Origin of the sequence: Actinobacillus delphinicola (genome assembly GCF_900638385.1) — a bacterium.
Lineage (GTDB): Bacteria > Pseudomonadota > Gammaproteobacteria > Enterobacterales > Pasteurellaceae > Actinobacillus_C > Actinobacillus_C delphinicola.
Genome location: NZ_LR134510.1, coordinates 1,524,882 through 1,542,935, shown reverse-complemented (window position 1 = coordinate 1,542,935; position 18,054 = coordinate 1,524,882). Strand labels below are relative to the sequence as shown.

Genomic DNA, 18,054 nt, shown 5'->3' with positions numbered 1-18,054 from the left:
TGCTACAATGTGGCAAATTTTTTTGTATCTACTATTTTTTGGAAACCTTATGGCAACCCTTATTTTAAATTCAGAAATAACACCAGACTTACTTGGCGCACGTCTTGACCAAGCTTTAGCAAAATTATTCCCTGATTATTCACGCTCCCGTATTAAAACATGGATCGAAGATGATCTTGTTAAAGTTAATGGCGAAATCTGTAATGTGCCAAAATTAAAAGTCTATGGTGGAGAACAAATTGAAATTCAAGCCGAAGTCGAAGAAGATGAACGTTTTGAACCAGAAAACTTGCCATTAAATATCGTTTATGAAGATGAACATATCTTAGTCATCAACAAGCCTAAAGATTTTGTGGTCCACCCAGGAGCGGGCAATCGTAATGGCACAATTTTAAATGCATTACTTTATCATTATCCAAGTATTGCTGAAGTCCCACGTGCAGGGATCGTACATCGCCTTGATAAAGACACAACAGGGCTAATGGTTGTCGCAAAAACAATTCCAGCGCAAACCCAATTAGTCCGTGATCTACAAAAACGTAAAATTACCCGTGAATATGAGGCGGTTGCCTTTGGTGTCATGACTCAAGGTGGTAAAGTCGATGAACCGATGGCTCGCCATCCAACTAAACGCACACATATGGCAGTACATCCAATGGGCAAACCAGCGGTAACGCACTATCGTATTATGGAACATTTCCGTAATTACACTCGCTTACGTTTACGTCTTGAAACTGGGCGCACACACCAAATCCGTGTACATATGTCCCACATTGCACACCCATTATTAGGGGATCAAACCTATGGCGGTCGCCCTCGTCCACCGAAAAATGCAAGCCCTGAATTTTTAGAGGTTTTACGTAACTTTAAACGCCAAGCATTACATGCAGTTATGTTACGTCTTTATCATCCAATCACAGGCGAATTAATGGAATGGCATGCACCACTTCCAGACGATTTTGTGCAACTTATTGATGCACTAAAAGCAGATTATCAACTCCATAAAGACGAACTAGACTATTAATGCAAGTTATCCTTCCAACTTGGCAAGCGCCGAAAAATATCCGTGCTTTCACCACCACCCGTCATGGTGGTGTCAGCACTGCACCTTTTGATACACTAAACTTAGGTGCGCATGTCGGTGATGATCCAATTGCGGTCGAACAAAATCGCGTACGGTTACAACAGGAAATGGGACTTCCTCAAATGCCCCACTTCCTTAACCAAACGCACACCACCAACGTGTTAACATTACCTTCAGATTCTACTTATCCAGCAGATGCAAGTTACACGACACAAAAAGGTGAAGTTTGTCTAGTGATGACCGCAGATTGCCTACCCGTTTTATTTTGTAATAAAGACGGTACAGAAATTGCAGCTGCTCATGCGGGCTGGCGTGGATTATGCGACGGTATTTTGGAAAATACCGTGGAAAAATTTAACTCTCCTCGCCATGACATCATGGTATGGCTTGCCCCTGCAATTAGCCAAAAGGCTTTTCAAGTGAGTGAAGATCTTCTTCATGCGTTTATCGATGTTGATCCTCACGCAGAAGCGGCTTTTATTCCTGATCCCTCAGCATCTAATAAATATCTTGCAGATTTATATTTACTTGCTAAACAACGTTTACATGCCTTAGGCATCACAAATATTTCTGGCGGAGAATATTGTACCTTTAGTGATAAGGATCGCTTTTTCTCCTACCGCCGAGAAAAAAATACTGGGCGAATCGCTACCCTCATTTGGATAGAATAATTTTTAATTAAAATACAATCACGCCCCGATTTTCATAATTTTTTATGATTTTTGAGGCGTGATAATTAAAAGCCCCATCACGTAGAGCTTTAATATAAAATCTAGGAAATCCTAGAACGAAACACGTAAAAATGCACTACCTGTAAAATCTTTTATATAGTGGCGGTATAAACGATCGTATTCTACGCCAATACCTGTTGTTACGTTATGAGTAATGTTAAATTCTACCCCACCGAAAGCACCGTAACTAAAACGGTTAAAGGAATATGAATCTTTTGCAGCATCTGCATCTGGACCTACATCAGCAACGCCATCATGATAGTCCTCTTCTCCTTTGACATGCGTATAACCAATACGTGCTCCAATATAAGGGTGAACAACTGAGTCTAGCATCATTACATGCGTATAACTTAAACCAATGCCATAGATACTTTCTTTAATTTCTTCTTGTGCTAGATTTTCACCTTCATCTAAGGTCATATTCCATTTATATCGACCAAAATTAGTGAAGTCTAAACCTAAACGATCCCCCTGAAAATCAAGACCAATGGTTGCTCGTTGTGAAAACCCAGTTTTAGTGGATTCAAGTTCATCGTCGGGTTCCATAAGTCTAGTCATACCTAGATCAATTTGAGCATAAGGTACGACAGATGTGTCTGCTTGATTATCTAAAGACATATCAGGTGCAGATGTTGTCGTTAAGTCAGCATTAGCGCCTGTCGCCATTGCGAGTCCTAAAATTGCAGTTGCAATAAGTGATTTTTTCATATTAATTCCTTTATTTCCTAATAATTGTGCAAAAATCGGCGAGAATTTTATCACTTACTTTTGTTATATCATAGTTAAATATGTTAATTCTAGGTTAATTTTTATATTTTTTACTATTTAAAATACTACTTTATTAATATAAAACTTATTTTTATTCATAAAAAAAGCCCTATTAATAGGGCTTTCATATCAATGGAAATCTTAATTAAAAGGTATAACGTAAGAAACCGTTTGCACTCAAGCTATCAAGATAGCTTGTTAAACGACTATATTCTGCACCAGCACCAATAGTAACGTTCGGAGTGATATTGTACTCAACACCAGCTAAAGCGCCATAGCTAAAGCGAGTTTCGCTATCAGTCTCAGACGATGTGCCAAAAATTGTTTTTTCTTCATCCTTAATTCTTATATTAGTGAACCCTAGACGACCACCGACATAAGGGTGAAGAGCAAAATTAACAGGAATTGCGTAAGTATAGGTTACGCCCATACCATAAACATCACTTTTAACTGTTTCTTCGTAAATATCATCATAATGATACTGTTTATACACTTGGATATCTTCATCACTATCACGATAATGATCTTTAAGTTGTCCATAACGTGTTACATCTAACGCTAAACGACTACCATTTTGAAAATCAAGACCAGCAGCAATACGTTGCGAAAATGCATTTTTATGCAAATTATAATCATCATGATCATGAGTACGCAGTGAAGTCATACCTAAATCAACTTGTGTAAAAATGCGTGGTTCAGCATGTGCAACTGTTGTAGCAGCTAACGCAACCATTGCAGTAGTGAGTAAAAGTTTTTTCATTAATTAATACCTCATTTTTATTAGTGCTTAAAAGCTGCGCAATAATACAACATTTTTTTTACACAATCATTACATTTTTCTTAAAAACTACACCTTTTTTGATTTATTTTTGATCCAATTGATTAAAATCAAGCTATCAAACATTTTTAGAAATAAGTCCGTGCAAACGCTTTAGTTGTTAAATCAGTAGTATCATTCCCTCGTAAACGGCCATATTCCACACCAATCCCAATAGTAAAATTAGGTGAAAGCGTGGCTTCAAGCCCACCAAACGTTCCCATGCTGACATGATTTTGCTCACCGGATTGTGCTAAATAGCCACCACCAATATCGGAATAAGTTTTTCTTAATTTAAAATGTGTATAGCCAATCCTTGCACCTACATAGGGTTTTAAGATTGAATCTATGGCAATTGCACGGGTATAACTCAAGCCAAATTCATTGATATCCACTAAGACCTGCTGATCAACCAAATTCTTGGTAATTTGCCATTTATAGCGTCCAAAATTAGTAAAATATAATCCTATACGATTACCCGTAAAATCCGCTCCGAGTGCAACGTGCCGAGAGAAAATCATTTTATTCGGAAGATATTGCCCATCATTATTTATTAATCGAGTCGTACCAAAATCAAATTGAGTATAAGGTCGTGGAGAAGTATCAATAGAAAAGTTTAAAGGATTATGAGAGAAAATCTGAGGCATTCGATATTGCGGGAAAAGCATTGTGGCATTTACTAAAGAGATTCCCCAACAACAGATTGCCATAACAATAAGTAATTTTCCCATATATTTTCCTCTGTAAATCATCGCTATATAAAAATACGGCCTTTAAAGATTAAATTAATCTTTTAATATACTCAAAAAACAACCAAAATCACTATTTATTAGTGTTAATTTAATAAAATAATAAAAAAGCCCCATAAAAGGGGCCTAACTTTCAGAGGGAGATAAAATTAGAAATAAACTCGCATAAATGCATCGCCACTTAATGCATTCAATTTATTACCCCATAATTGATCATATTCTGCGCCTAATCCAAGTGTTACGTTTCGTGCAACATCTACTTCAACGCCCGCTAAAGCACCAATCGTTGCATGATTATCGGTGTATTCACCTGATGTCCAAGGAATATTTTCTGCTGGAGTAAATTTTGTTTTTACATGTGTAAAGCCAACTCTTGCACCAATATACGGACGAACAGTTGAATTTAGCATCATCGCATGTACGTAGCTTAATCCAAATCCGTAACTATTAACTTTAATATCGCCGAAATGATCAGCCAGAACACGACCTTGAGGGTTTTCTAATTTAATTTTATATTTTACTTGACCAAAATTACTAAAATCAAAACCAATTCGATCGCCTTGGAAATCAAGCCCAAGTGTTAAACGTTGTGAAAATGCTGTAGTATTTGGAAGTGATGAAATTGTTATAGGTGATTTAAATAATTTATTTGTAAAATTATCACTAAAATTAAAATAAGTCGCACCAAGATCAATTTGTGCATACGGCATGACTGGAATATCTGTTGGGAAGCCTGATTGTGCATCTGGTGCTACACTTGTGATAGGTGTACCTGTAGTAGTTAATGCTGCATTTGCACAAGTTGCCGTTGCTAATCCTAAAATTGCAGTTGCTAAAAGTGATTTTTTCATTATTGATTCCTTATCAAATATAGTTAATTAAAAATAGGTAGAAATTCTAACACCACTTTAACACAAACTGTAGTTTTTATTTACAATTATTGTTGTTTTTTATATCTATTAGTGTATAAAACTACCTCTTTTTAATATACCTCAACTTTTATACAAAAAGCCCCTTTACGGGGCTTAACCTTTAGAGGGAGATAAAATTAGAAATAAACACGCATGAAGGCTTTACCAGCGATATCGGTAGTATCATTACCCCATAATTGGTTATATTCTGTACCAATACCAAACGTGATGTTACGTGTTGCGTCAAATTCTACTCCAGCAAATGCGCCAATACTTGCATGATTATCACTATTATCTACTCTTGCAATCTCTTTACTCATATAAGATACAGTTAGTTTTGATTTAAAGTGTGTATATCCAATACGTGCTCCAATATATGGGCGAATAGTAGAATTGAGCATAAATGCATGGCTATAACTTAAACCAATACCATAAATATCAGCTTTCAACTCTGCATTCGCATCATACAAAGAATCATGCCATTTATAATGTCCAAAATTAGTGAAATCTAAACCCAAGCGATCACCTTGAAAATCAAAACCAACGGTTACACGTTGAGAAAATACAGTTTTATTTGATACATCTAAATCATCATCACCATTTTGCATTAGTGTGGTTGCACCAAGATCAATTTGTGCATATGGCATAACTGGGATGTCTGTTGGGAAGCCGGATTGGGCATCTGGTGATACGCCTGTGATAGGAGTTCCTGAAGTGGTTAATGCCGCATTAGCACAAGTTGCTGTAGCGAGTCCTAAAATTGCAGTTGCTAGAAGTGATTTTTTCATAAAATAATTCCTCATTAAAATATTTAATTAAATGTGATTAATTAAAAATCGGTACGCATTCTAGCACTGCTTTAACGAGGTTTGTAGTTTTTATTTACATTTTTTGTGTCTTTTTAGATCGCTTTATTTTAAAAATTACCTCTTATTGATATATATCATTTTATTAAAATAAAAAAGCCTCATGATTATCACGAGGCTTTTATTGGTTATGTGGTTATTTTATGCCTGAATAACGGCTAAAATTCGTTTATCTGAAATCGGATAATTCGTACCAAGTTGTTGGGCAAAAAGGCTTACCCTTAATTCTTCAATCATATAACGAATTGCCAAAATATCTTCAGGAATTGGCTTAGATTTTGGTAATTTGGCTAAAAGCTGTTGGTAAGCTTTTTGGACATTTTCCACTTTTAACATTGCCGCACGATCTCGATTTGGATCTTGCAGCAATTTATCAATGCGTTTATCAATCGCCATGAGGTAGCGTTTTAGATCTTTTAAGCGATCATAGCCTGTATTAGCGACAAAATGTGGATAAATCAATTGATTAATCTGTTGTTTTATATCAGAAAATGCAAAGGCTAACGTAAAGTCCATTTTGCCTTTAATGCGTTTATTTACTTCAAAACTTAGGGTTAAAATCTCTTCCACTTGTTTTGCAATATCGCACGTCATTTCATTTAAATTTTCACGCACATAATCACGCAATTTATCAAACGCTTGTTCTTCCCAAACCACGCCCCCAAAATCGGAAATTAATTTATCAATTGCGCAATCAATACAATCATCAATCAAATCAATTACCTTGCCGAAAGGCGTAAAATACAGCCCCAATTTCGCTTTATTTGGCAATTTCTCGTGTAAATATTTAATCGGCGATGGTACATTCAAGAGTAATAAGCGACGCAATCCTTTTTGCATTGCCGTCATCTGCTCAAATTCAGTTTCAAACAATTTGATACCCACGGAATTTTTCTCATCCACCAACGCAGGGAAAGCCCGCACTGTAAAGCCAACTTTTTTCTGCTCATAACATTGTGGCAGGCGATCGAAGTTCCAAACATGGATACCTGTTTGTTCGATACCGTCATCGGCTACCGCCGATAAACTTTCTTGCACTTGATCTTTGAGTTGTACCTTAAGCGCATCAAGATCCATACTTTCAGCAATTTTCTTACCTTTTTCGTCAATAACACGGAATGTCATGCGTAAATGGCTTGGCAGTGTCACGTCGTCCCAGAGCGCTTTATCGATTGTTACGCCTGTCATTTTGCGTAACTCATTGACCAATGCTTCTTTAAGAGGTTTTTCCTGATCGGTCACTCTCGCTAAAAAGGCTTGCGCATAATTTGGTGCGGGTACAAAGTTTTTCCGCACTGCTTTTGGTAAAGCTTTAATTAGCGTAATCACTAATTCTTCACGCAATCCAGGAATTTGCCAATCAAACCCTTTCATTTCAACTTGGTTTAAAAGTGCTAGCGGAATATTTACCGTCACCCCATCGTTATCTAAGCCTGGTTCAAATTGATAGCTCAATTTAAATTTCAGGTTCCCTTGATGCCAATAGTTAGGGAAATCTAATTCACTGACTTTTTCGCCATCGTTGGTTAAGAACGCTTTTTCAAAATTCAATAATTCAGGTTGTTGTTTTGATTTGGTTTTCCACCATTTATCAAAATGCGCTTGCGATACAATTTCGGGCGGTAAGCGTTTATCGTAAAAATCAAATAACACTTGATCATCGACCAAAATATCACGGCGACGGATTTTATGTTCTAAATCTTCCACTTCTTCAATTAAGCGTAAATTTTGATGGAAGAATTTATGTTTGGTATTCCAATCCCCTTCTACCAGTGCTGATCGAATAAAGATTTCACGGCTTAAAATCGGATCAATATTACCGTAATTCACTACTCGCCCTTGCACAATCGGCACACCGTATAACGTCACTTTCTCATCGGCAATCACCGCACCACGACTTTTTGACCAACGTGGTTCACTGTATGATTTTTTAACCAAATGCCCTGCCAATGGCTCAATCCATTCTGGTTGAATTTCTGCCACCATGCGTCCCCACAATTTACTGGTTTCCACCAACTCTGCCGCCATACACCATTTCGGTTGTTTTTTGAAAAGGGCAGAATTTGGGAAAATCGCAAATTGGCTATTGCGTGCGCCTAAATAAAGCTGTTTATCCGCAATTTTTTCACCGATATGCGATAAAAGCCCAGATAATATTGCTGTATGAATTTGTTCATACGCTGCGGGTTCTGAATTAATTGGCAATCCCATTTCACGCACGATTGTGCGGATTTGGTGATAAATATCTTGCCATTCACGCAAACGTAAATAATTCAAATATTCTTTCTGACAAAGGCGTCTAAATTGATTTTTGGTGAGATCTTTTTGTTGTTCTTGTACATAACGCCATAAATTCACAAAAGATAAAAAGTCAGATTTTTTATCCATAAAACGGCGGTGCATTTCATCCGATGCCTGTTGTTTATCTTGCGGGCGCTCACGCGGATCTTGAATAGAAAGTGCCGCAACGATGATCATCAGTTCATGCAAGCATCCTTGCTTAACTGCTGTCAGCAACATTTTTGCTAAACGAGGATCAACAGGCAATTGTGCAAGTTGGCGCCCAATAGGCGTTAATTTACGCACACTGCCCCTTTTGGTATTTACCCATTCAATCGCTTGTAATTCTTCAAGCAACCGGATCCCGTCTTGAATATTACGTTTATCTGGACGATCGACAAAAGGAAATGCTTCAATATCATCTAAACCTAACGCTGTCATCTGTAAAATAACCGAGGCTAAGTTGGTACGTAAAATTTCAGGATCGGTAAATTCTGGACGATTATTAAAATCTTCTTCTGAATAAAGACGAATACACACCCCTTCTGACACACGACCGCATCGCCCTTTACGTTGATTCGCACTCGCTTGCGAAACCGGTTCAATCGGTAGTCGTTGAACTTTGGTGCGGTAGCTATAACGGGAAATACGCGCCATCCCTGGGTCGATCACATATTTAATACCAGGAACGGTTAATGACGTTTCTGCTACGTTCGTTGCCAGCACAATACGATTTAGCCCATTCGGATGGAAAATTTTATTTTGTTCTTGCGCAGATAAGCGTGCATAAAGTGGCAAAATTTCAGTATGGCGCAATTGGGCTTTTTCCAGCATATCTGCCGTATCACGGATCTCACGTTCACCACTTAAAAAGACAAGAATATCGCCACGCCCCATTTTTTGAAGTTCATGCACGGCATTGAGGATCCCTTCCGCCTGATCGATATTCTTTTCTTCCACCAACGGACGATAAAGTACTTCTACTGGAAAAGTGCGACCTGACACTTCAATAATTGGTGCATTATTAAAATGTTTTGAAAAACGTTCTACATCAATGGTTGCCGATGTGATAATAACTTTTAAATCTGGGCGTTTTTTGAGTAAGTTTTTGAGATAGCCTAAAATAAAATCGTTATTTAAACTGCGTTCGTGCGCTTCATCGATAATCAACACTTCATATTGATTCAAGTACGGATCAGATTGAATTTCAGCTAAAAGGATCCCGTCCGTCATGAGCTTAATTTGCGTTTGCTCGCTAATTTCATCTTTAAAACGGACTTTATAACCAACTAATTCGCCAAGCGGGCTCTGCAATTCTTCAGCAATACGGGTTGCTACGGTACGAGCAGCAATACGACGTGGTTGGGTATGTCCAATCAACCCTTTTGCACCAAAGCCTAATTCAAGGCACATTTTCGGTAATTGCGTCGTTTTACCCGATCCCGTTTCCCCTGCCACGACAATAACTTGATTTTCTTTTAATAATTTTTGAATCTCTGCTTTACGTTGGCTAACGGGTAAATTTTCGGGAAATTCAATCACAGTTGGGCGTTGTTGCTCACGTTGTTGTAATTTTTGTTGAGCAAGCACAATGTGGTTTTGAATATCATTGGCGGTTTGAGTTTGTTTGTCTGCATCGGCAATTTGTGCAAGCCCACGAATGCGCGCATACAATTTACGATAATCAAGATTGCTCACTGCCTTGAGCTGTTGCAATAAATCCTTTTGTAAAGGGGAAAGGCTTTGTTGCGTTTTCTGTTTTGTTCCTTTGGAAGGTGTTTTTTTAAACGTCATAAAAGTGTCATTCCAATCAATTAAATCATATAAATTTTTACGAAAATGGGGGCGTAATCTTTTTTATAAAGCCTATTTTTGTCATCTAACCCCGACTTTAGTAAAAAGTTGCTATAAATAAAAAAAGAGAACCGAAGTTCCCTTTTTTCGTATGCTAAGCAAAATTATTTTTCATATTTTTGAAAAACAAGAGTTGCGTTTGTACCACCGAAACCGAAGCTGTTTGACATCACAGTTTTTAAACCTGCGTGATCTTTCATTTCAGTTACGATATTCATATTTTCAGCGCGTTCGTCAAGGTTATCAATGTTGATGCTTGGTGCGATAAAATCGTTATCTAACATTAATAAAGAATAAACAGCTTCTTGTGCACCCGCTGCACCTAATGAGTGACCAGTCATTGATTTAGTTGAAGAAATCGCTGGTTTTTTGTCGCCAAATACACTACGGATTGCGTCTAATTCTTTTACGTCCCCTACTGGTGTTGAAGTACCGTGAACGTTGATATAGTCGATATCGCCATCCACTGTTTCAAGTGCTTGTTTGATACAACGTTCTGCACCTTCACCACTTGGCGCTACCATGTCATAACCATCAGATGTGGCACCGTAACCTACGACTTCTGCGTAGATTTTCGCACCACGCGCTAAAGCGTGTTCTAATTCTTCAACTACAACAACGGCTGCACCACCTGCAATAACGAAACCATCACGGTCTACGTCATATGCACGAGATGCTTTTTCTGGGGTTTCATTGTATTTAGTAGAAACTGCACCCATTGCATCGAATTCTGCTGCGCTTTCCCAGCAAAGTTCTTCCGCACCACCCGCGAAAACAACATCTTGTTTTCCAAGTTGGATTAATTCTACTGCGTTACCAATACAGTGTGCAGAAGTCGCGCATGCTGAACTGATACTATAGTTTACCCCTTTAATTTTGTAAGGCGTTGCAAGACATGCAGAAACGCTTGATGCCATGGTTTTAGTTACCGCGTAAGGTCCAATACCTTTCACACCACGACGACCAACTGCTGCTTCACAAGCAAGGCGTTGGTTACGAGCAGAACCTGTACCAGCACCGATTACTAGCCCTGTACGAGGATTAGAAACTTGATCTTCAGTTAAATGTGCATCTTCAATTGCTTCTTTCATCGCAAGATACGCATATGCCGCAGAGTCACCCATGAAACGGTAAACTTTACGTTCAATTAATTCTGATGGATCAAGGTTAATGGTACCTGCTACTTGAGTGCGTAACCCAATTTCAGCAAATTCTGGTACAAATTCAATACCTGCTTTACCTGCTTTTAATGAGCTTAATACTTCTTCTTTATTGTTACCAATACTTGAAATAATCCCAAAGCCAGTAATCACTGCTCTTCTCATATATTCTTCCTATCTATATTAAATAAATTGACTTCATTACATTTTACGTTATACGCATAAAGTGTAATCAAGCGAAAAACGGGCGTATTATACAGAATTTAATTCACTGGATAAAGGTAGAAAAAATTTTAATCAACAGATTTTTCTCTTTCACGCCCCAATTTTCGAAAAAATTTATATAAAAAAATACCGCACATTACTGTGCGGCATCTTCGGAACGTCTCAAAAAAATTAAGCTTCTAATTTTTTGATTTGTTTCATTACTTTAGCTTTGTGGTTTGCAGCTTTATTTTTGTGAATTAAGCCTTTAGACGCCATGCGGTCTACCACTTTTTGCATTTCAACGAAAGCTGCTTGCGCTGCTGCAACATCACCTGCTGCTACTGCTGCGTATGCTTTTTTGATGAAAGTACGCATCATTGAGCGTAAGCTTGCGTTATGTTGACGGTGTTTTTCAGATTGAACCGCACGTTTTTTAGCTGACTTGATATTTGCCAAGGTCAAACTCCTAATTTGTTTTGTTAATTGATATAAAAATACAGTAAGGCTTTCACCTCACTTCTATAATTCAAACTTGTTCGAGAGTTTCGGTGAGACACAACCGACGGGGTAACCCGATTACACCTTTTTTGCCATCCAAATGGATGCAAAATAAAAATGCGGCAAGATTTTAACAGTTTTTTTTACATTAATATAGCTTAAAAATAAAATTTCTATACAATTAGAGGTCTTTTTTTATTATCAGGGAAAAATTTTGAGTAAAGGTCTATTAAAATCAGGTATTGTTGTTAGTGGTTTTACCTTTTTATCACGTATTCTCGGATTAGTACGAGATATCATTGTTGCAAATTTAATTGGTGCGGGCGTATCGGCGGACGTTTTCCTATTCGCTAACCGTATCCCAAATTTCTTACGCCGTCTTTTTGCAGAGGGTGCATTCTCACAAGCATTTATTCCTGTTTTGGTTGAATATCGTAAAAACGATAATGCAGATTTAAGCCAGACTCAAGAATTTATCGCTAAAGTATCAGGTACCTTAGGGGGACTTGTAAGTATCGTCACCCTTATCGGGATGATCGCGTCACCAGTCATTGTCATGATTTTTGGTACCGGTTGGTTTTTAGATTGGCTACACGGGGGCGTGAATGCTGAAAAATTTACCCAAGCCGCTTTTTTATTGAAAATCACTTTCCCTTATTTGTGGTTTATCACGTTTGTTGCGCTTTCTGGTGCGATTTTAAATACCATTGGTAACTTCAGTGTGATGGCATTCTCACCCGTTTTACTCAATGCCGCCATCATTGCTTGCGCGATTTTCCTAGCACCACATGTATCTCGACCAGATACCGCACTTGCTATCGGTGTCTTTTTAGGAGGACTACTACAATTTTTATTCCAATTCCCATTCCTTAAAAAAGCCGGTTTATTAGTTAAACCCAAATGGGCATGGAATGATCCAGGTGTAAAAAAAGTGCGTAACCTTATGCTACCGGCACTTTTTGGCGTATCAGTCACACAAATTAACTTACTTTTAGACACCGTTATCGCCAGTTTCTTGGTTACGGGCTCAATCAGTTGGCTTTATTATTCTGACCGTTTAATCGAATTTCCACTCGGTTTATTTGGTATCGCCATTTCAACCGTTATTCTACCAACTCTTTCCCGCCACCACGTAAAAGCCGAAGATGGAAACCTCGTCCACTTCCGCCAGACAATGGATTGGGGCGTGCGTATGGTGCTTTTACTCGGTATTCCAGCAATGGTCGGGATCGGTGTTCTTGCCCAACCGATGCTCCTTGTCCTCTTTATGCGCGGACAATTTGGTTTAGATGACGTAGAATTCGCCTCTTATTCTTTGTGGGCGTTTAACTGTGGCTTATTAAGCTTTATGTTAATTAAAATCCTTGCTAACGGTTATTATGCACGCCAAGATACGAAAACGCCTGTAAAAATCGGAATTATCGCCATGGTAAGTAATATGTTCTTCAACTTACTTGCCATTCCATTTGGTTATGTAGGGCTTGCTATTTCTTCTGCCATGTCAGGTACACTAAATGCAAGCTTACTCTATCGTGGTTTAGTCAAAGGCAACGTTTACCGTTTTTCTAAAAAAAGTGCTATTTTTCTATTAAAAATTATCTGCTCCGCAACTTTAATGGGCGTTATCCTTTGGTATTTATCCCCGAGTTTAGCTCAATGGAGCACCATGCATATCGGACATCGCCTAATGTGGCTATTCGGATTAATGGTGGCTGGCGGTGCAATTTATGCAACGAGTTTATTAATTTTAGGGGTGCGCTTACGTCACCTCCTTGCAGAAAATGCTGCACACTGATTAGGATGATCGCATGAAACTCTATCGAGGAATACATCAACTAGAACATGCCTTTCCACAAGGCTGTGCATTAACTATCGGGAATTTTGATGGTGTCCATCTTGGGCACCAATCCGTGATTGCCCATTTAAAACAAGAGGCACAAAAACGTCATCTGCCTGCGGTAGTCATGCTATTTGAACCGCAAGCAAATGAATATTTTGGTGGCGACAATGCGCCAGCACGCTTAATGCGCCTCCGTGATAAACTGCACTATTTAAAAGAAGCAGATGTCGATGCTGTGATTTGTATTAAATTTAATCATGCTTTTGCAGAATTATCCGCCTCTGATTTTATTCAGCAAATATTACTGGATAAATTACATATTAAATTTTTAAGTGTCGGCGATGACTTCCGTTTTGGTGCTAACCGTCAAGGTGATTTTCATCTTTTACAAAATTTTGCGGAAAAATATCACTTCACCGTGGAAAAAAATCCAACTTTTGCGGTTAATGAAGAACGGATTAGCAGTACGGCAATTCGCCGTATTATTGCGGAAAGCGACTTCGTGCAAGCTGAAAAATTATTGGATAAGCCTTTCATCATCCGTGGGCGTGTTATTCACGGACAACAACTCGGGCGCACCCTCAACGTCCCTACGGCAAACATCCGCCTCCACCGCCAAGTTTGCCCAGTAAAAGGGGTTTTTGCAGTCAATGTACATCTTGAAAATGGGAAAACCTACCAAGGTGTCGCTAACCTCGGCACCCGCCCAAGTGTTAAAGGCAAAGATCAACTTCTTGAAGTTCATCTATTTGATTTTAAAGGTGATCTTTACGGACAACGCATCGAAGTCACCTTCTGCAAAAAACTCCGTGACGAAGTTAAATTCCCAAGCCTCGACGCTCTAAAAACCCAAATCCACACCGACATCACCACGGCTAAAGCTTATTTCAACACCTTGAAATAAACAACTTCCCAAAATCACGCCCTAAAAATCATAAAATTTTATGAAAATTCAGGCGTGATTTTATTCTCAAAGCCCCCAAATACCCCAAAGTCCACCAACAAATCCCCTTATAAATCACCCGAACGACTGGAAATTTTTAGGTTTTTTTGTCCTGTCTGAGCGTAGCGAGTTACAAAAAAACGTTAAAAAAATTTCCACAAAGTGAAGATAAGTGATTTATCAGGGGCGTGTTTTTGCGTTACTTTTTGCACGAGCAAAAAGTAACAAACCCCGAGTTGCCCTAATTTACGTTAAGAAAAATTTTACCAAGCGAAGAACAGCGATTTATCAGGGGGGTGTTATTTGGTTACTTTACTCGCTTATGCTCGCCCTTCGGGTCGTTGTTTCGCAACGCTCAAACCTGCGGTTTGTCTTGCACAAACAAGTAAAGTAACAACCCCACGCCCCAAAAATCATAAAATTTTATGAAAATTCAAGCGTGATTTTATTCTCAAAGCCCCCAAATACCCCAAAGTCCACCAGCAAATCCCCTTATAAATCACCCGAACGACTGGAAATTTTTAGTTTTTTTGTCCTGTCTGAGCGTAGCGAGTTACAAAAAAACCGTTAAAAAAATTTCCACAAAGTGAGGATAAGTGATTTATCAGGGGCGTGTTTTTGCGTTACTTTTTGCACGAGCAAAAAGTAACAAACCCCGAGTTGCCCTAATTTGCGTTAAGAAAAATTTTACCAAGCGAAGAACAGCGATTTATCAGGGGTGTGTTCTTTGGTTACTTTACTCGCTTATGCTCGCCCTTCGGGTTGTTGCTTCGCAACGCTCAAACCTGCGGTTTGTCTTGCACAAGCAAAGAAAAGTGCCAAAACTCAATAATGATAAACCGGCAACGTCCAACTCCTAAAAATCCCCCCTAACCGTAATCCCAACACAATCGCCATTGTCAAAATCGCCAAAACAACCTCATCAAAAATTCCATAAAAGCTCACATAAAACATGCCACCAATCGCACTTGCGGTGACATAAATTTCTTGACGGAATACAAAAGGGACTCGGCGGGCGAGGACATCACGAATCACGCCTCCACCACATCCCGTTACTGCGCCCATGATAATCGCGATTGTTGGGCTAAATCCGAGAAGTAATGTTTTCTGAGCGCCGATCACCGTAAATGCTGCCAATCCTATGGCATCAGAAACAGGCAAGAGCCACCAAATACGTTTATTGAGGCGTAATAAAACAATGATACTGATAATGCAAGTAAAGAGGATATCCCAAAGGTAGGTGTTATTGGTGAGCCAAAAAACGGGGGTATTGAGAATAATATCACGAACGGTTCCGCCACCAATGGCAACGGCTGCGGAAAGAACAAGCACGCCAATAACATTCATGCGTAAACGGAATGCAAGCGTGACACCAGAAATGGCAAAAACGGCGGTGCCAAATAGATCAAGAAAATATAACATTAACCTGTGACCTCGTTATTTATTACCTATTATGTGTGTGAGTGTAACAAAGTCTTTTTTGAAAAAAGTTGAACTAGATCACAGGATTTTGTTTATTTTATCAACGATTAAGCTTTTTTAGCACGTTGTAATTTTTCATAAGCCGCCAGTAATTTTTGATGCGCTTTGAATTGCTCTAGATTTTCATCATCTGCAATCAGATTGTAGAATGGATTTCCGCGACCTTCGATCACATCCCAAACCTTAGCAATTAGGGCTTTGCCGTACATTTTCTCGAAAACATCTCGGTATTCTGCTGGATTGCGTTCTTCATCCAAGAATAGTGCTAACGATTGTTGTAATGCACGGTAATAACGTGCCGTTTCTTCATTAAACAGGCTACCGCTCATAGCTCGAGTCCATTCAACCCAAGTTGCTGCGTTTTCTAAATCACCAAGTGCGAGGTAAAGCATCGCTTTTAATTCACCAACACGTAGATTTGCCCAGCCTGAATCTTTATCTGCCACAATACCGATAAATTCACGCACGCGCGTTGCGTCATCAACATCTTGTGCATCTAACTCATCAAGTAATTCTTGATAAGTTTCTGCACCGTGATGGAAATGTGGAAGATCAAGTAAGATCTCGCGCCACGCTAATCCTGCATTGTTATTTGCATAAATCAGATCATCTACTGGATAAATCTCTGACATGCCAGGTACCAAAATACGACATGCAGGAACACCGAGGTGATCATAATCCATGATGTACGCATCCATGCCATTTTCAAATAGAATCGCCATAAGGTTATTAAATTCGCCTTGTGTGGTCGCATCTGAGAAATTCCAATGCACAAATGGGTAATCTGGGGTTACTTTGAAAAGATCCCAAGAAATTAAGCCGCTTGAATCAATAAAATGGGTTTCTAAATTTGCGTCTTCGGCAATAGCAGCATTATCAAAACTTGGCGGAGCAAATACATCAAGATCTTTTAAGCTACGTCCTTGTAAAAGTTCGGTAACTGTGCGTTCAAAGGCAACTTCAAAATTAGGATGCGCACCAAAAGAGGCAAAGCATGAGCCATTTTCAGGGTTAAGTAGCACCACGCAAATAACTGGATATTCGCCACCGAGTGATGCATCATACGCATAAATTGGGAAGCCTGCTTCCTCTAAACCTTTGATTGCTACAGCGATTTTTGGATAAGAGGCGATCACATCATCAGGAATACGTGGCAAACTGATCGCCTCACGGATAATGCGATTTTTGACGTAACGTTCAAAGACTTCAGATAAGCCTTGCACACGGGCTTCAGTTTTAGTGTTACCTGCTGACATACCATTAGATACAAATAAATTTGCAATAATAGATTGCGGGATATACACCACTTCCCCATCACTTTGGCGAACATATGGTAATGCGACGATCCCTCGATCTTCATTGCCTGATTGCAGATCAATGAGTAAATCAGGTGTTAGTTGATTTTCTGGATCAAAATACGCAAGTAATTCGTCATTCAAAATACCTTCTGGTAGCAGATCTTCATCTTCAATAGCGAACCATTTTTCACTTGGATAATGCACAAAATCACTTTGTGCGATTTTTTGACCGAGATAAAAATCAGCAAAGAAATAATTGGTAGAAAGACGCTCAAAGAATTCACCTAATGCCGATGCGAGTGCGGCTTTTTGGCTTGCCCCTTTACCATTTGCAAAGCATTGTGGGCAATCTTTATCACGGATATGCACTGACCAGACATTAGGTACAGGATTTAACCATGATGCTTCTTCAATATTGAACCCTAATTGTGTTAATTTTTGTTGGAAATTTGCGATACTGGTTTCCAATGCCGCATCTTTCCCAAGAATAAAAGTTTGTTCTGACATAAAATTCTACTTTCTGTTTTTTAAAATTTTTGCATAATAGGGAACTTCCTTAGCAAGTG

The 18,054-nt window shown here is 38.8% G+C and carries 14 protein-coding genes; 4 read left to right on the top strand and 10 right to left on the bottom strand.

The window, feature by feature from the left end:
• Positions 1-49 precede the first annotated feature (49 nt).
• On the top strand, positions 50-1,024 hold the full coding sequence (gene rluD, locus EL259_RS07200) for a 23S rRNA pseudouridine(1911/1915/1917) synthase RluD (RefSeq protein WP_126600330.1): 975 nt from the start codon (positions 50-52) through the stop codon (positions 1,022-1,024).
• The gene (gene pgeF / locus EL259_RS07195; RefSeq protein ID WP_126600328.1) at positions 1,024-1,755 is read left to right on the top strand and encodes a peptidoglycan editing factor PgeF; all 732 of its coding nucleotides are present in this window, start codon (positions 1,024-1,026) and stop codon (positions 1,753-1,755) included. The genes rluD and pgeF overlap by 1 nt, the downstream gene beginning before the upstream one ends.
• A gap of 111 nt (positions 1,756-1,866) precedes the next feature.
• Here pgeF and EL259_RS07190 read toward each other — a convergent pair whose 3' ends face one another.
• The 8 genes from EL259_RS07190 to rpsT all read right to left on the bottom strand — a co-directional run bounded on the left by EL259_RS07190 (position 1,867) and on the right by rpsT (position 11,883).
• Complete coding sequence (locus EL259_RS07190; RefSeq protein WP_126600327.1) at positions 1,867-2,523, bottom strand: opacity family porin; 657 nt, start codon at positions 2,521-2,523, stop codon at positions 1,867-1,869.
• A gap of 205 nt (positions 2,524-2,728) precedes the next feature.
• Entirely contained in the window at positions 2,729-3,343 is a 615-nt protein-coding gene (locus EL259_RS07185) for an outer membrane protein (protein ID WP_126600325.1), read from the bottom strand.
• Positions 3,344-3,489: 146 nt separating this feature from the next.
• Positions 3,490-4,131: an opacity family porin gene (locus EL259_RS07180; RefSeq protein ID WP_172594235.1), complete on the bottom strand. Its 642-nt coding sequence runs from the start codon at positions 4,129-4,131 to the stop codon at positions 3,490-3,492.
• A 167-nt stretch (positions 4,132-4,298) separates the two neighbouring features.
• A complete protein-coding gene (locus EL259_RS07175; RefSeq protein ID WP_126600321.1) occupies positions 4,299-5,000 on the bottom strand; it encodes an opacity family porin in 702 nt (233 codons plus the stop codon).
• Between the two features lie 197 nt (positions 5,001-5,197).
• A complete protein-coding gene (locus EL259_RS07170) occupies positions 5,198-5,848 on the bottom strand; it encodes an opacity family porin (protein WP_172594234.1) in 651 nt (216 codons plus the stop codon).
• 219 nt (positions 5,849-6,067) lie between these two features.
• Positions 6,068-10,000: an ATP-dependent RNA helicase HrpA gene (gene hrpA / locus EL259_RS07165; RefSeq protein ID WP_126600317.1), complete on the bottom strand. Its 3,933-nt coding sequence runs from the start codon at positions 9,998-10,000 to the stop codon at positions 6,068-6,070.
• A gap of 164 nt (positions 10,001-10,164) precedes the next feature.
• Positions 10,165-11,385, bottom strand: coding sequence for a beta-ketoacyl-ACP synthase I (gene fabB / locus EL259_RS07160; RefSeq protein WP_126600315.1), 1,221 nt, complete (start codon positions 11,383-11,385; stop codon positions 10,165-10,167).
• Positions 11,386-11,616: 231 nt separating this feature from the next.
• Positions 11,617-11,883 carry a 30S ribosomal protein S20 gene (gene rpsT, locus EL259_RS07155; protein ID WP_126600313.1) on the bottom strand — a complete coding sequence of 89 codons (267 nt, stop codon included), beginning with the start codon at positions 11,881-11,883 and terminating at the stop codon, positions 11,617-11,619.
• A gap of 256 nt (positions 11,884-12,139) precedes the next feature.
• Here rpsT and murJ point away from each other — a divergent pair, with 256 nt between their 5' ends.
• Together murJ and ribF are read left to right on the top strand one after the other, a co-directional pair.
• Positions 12,140-13,720, top strand: coding sequence for a murein biosynthesis integral membrane protein MurJ (gene murJ, locus EL259_RS07150; RefSeq protein WP_126600312.1), 1,581 nt, complete (start codon positions 12,140-12,142; stop codon positions 13,718-13,720).
• A gap of 13 nt (positions 13,721-13,733) precedes the next feature.
• A complete protein-coding gene (gene ribF, locus EL259_RS07145; RefSeq protein WP_126600310.1) occupies positions 13,734-14,669 on the top strand; it encodes a bifunctional riboflavin kinase/FAD synthetase in 936 nt (311 codons plus the stop codon).
• Positions 14,670-15,533: 864 nt separating this feature from the next.
• Here ribF and EL259_RS07140 read toward each other — a convergent pair.
• Together EL259_RS07140 and ycaO are read right to left on the bottom strand one after the other, a co-directional pair.
• Positions 15,534-16,130, bottom strand: coding sequence for a trimeric intracellular cation channel family protein (locus EL259_RS07140; protein WP_126600308.1), 597 nt, complete (start codon positions 16,128-16,130; stop codon positions 15,534-15,536).
• 107 nt (positions 16,131-16,237) lie between these two features.
• Entirely contained in the window at positions 16,238-17,995 is a 1,758-nt protein-coding gene (ycaO, locus tag EL259_RS07135) for a 30S ribosomal protein S12 methylthiotransferase accessory factor YcaO (RefSeq protein ID WP_126600306.1), read from the bottom strand.
• Positions 17,996-18,054 lie beyond the last annotated feature (59 nt).

Bases quoted from the DNA above. Each gene is read 5' to 3' on its own strand.
- rluD (WP_126600330.1), top strand. From the start codon at position 50: ATGGCAACCCTTATTTTAAATTCAGAAATAACACCAGACTTACTTGGC.
- pgeF (WP_126600328.1), top strand. From the start codon at position 1,024: ATGCAAGTTATCCTTCCAACTTGGCAAGCGCCGAAAAATATCCGTGCT.
- EL259_RS07190 (WP_126600327.1), bottom strand. From the start codon at position 2,523: ATGAAAAAATCACTTATTGCAACTGCAATTTTAGGACTCGCAATGGCG.
- EL259_RS07185 (WP_126600325.1), bottom strand. From the start codon at position 3,343: ATGAAAAAACTTTTACTCACTACTGCAATGGTTGCGTTAGCTGCTACA.
- EL259_RS07180 (WP_172594235.1), bottom strand. From the start codon at position 4,131: ATGGGAAAATTACTTATTGTTATGGCAATCTGTTGTTGGGGAATCTCT.
- EL259_RS07175 (WP_126600321.1), bottom strand. From the start codon at position 5,000: ATGAAAAAATCACTTTTAGCAACTGCAATTTTAGGATTAGCAACGGCA.
- EL259_RS07170 (WP_172594234.1), bottom strand. From the start codon at position 5,848: ATGAAAAAATCACTTCTAGCAACTGCAATTTTAGGACTCGCTACAGCA.
- hrpA (WP_126600317.1), bottom strand. From the start codon at position 10,000: ATGACGTTTAAAAAAACACCTTCCAAAGGAACAAAACAGAAAACGCAA.
- fabB (WP_126600315.1), bottom strand. From the start codon at position 11,385: ATGAGAAGAGCAGTGATTACTGGCTTTGGGATTATTTCAAGTATTGGT.
- ribF (WP_126600310.1), top strand. From the start codon at position 13,734: ATGAAACTCTATCGAGGAATACATCAACTAGAACATGCCTTTCCACAA.
- EL259_RS07140 (WP_126600308.1), bottom strand. From the start codon at position 16,130: ATGTTATATTTTCTTGATCTATTTGGCACCGCCGTTTTTGCCATTTCT.
- ycaO (WP_126600306.1), bottom strand. From the start codon at position 17,995: ATGTCAGAACAAACTTTTATTCTTGGGAAAGATGCGGCATTGGAAACC.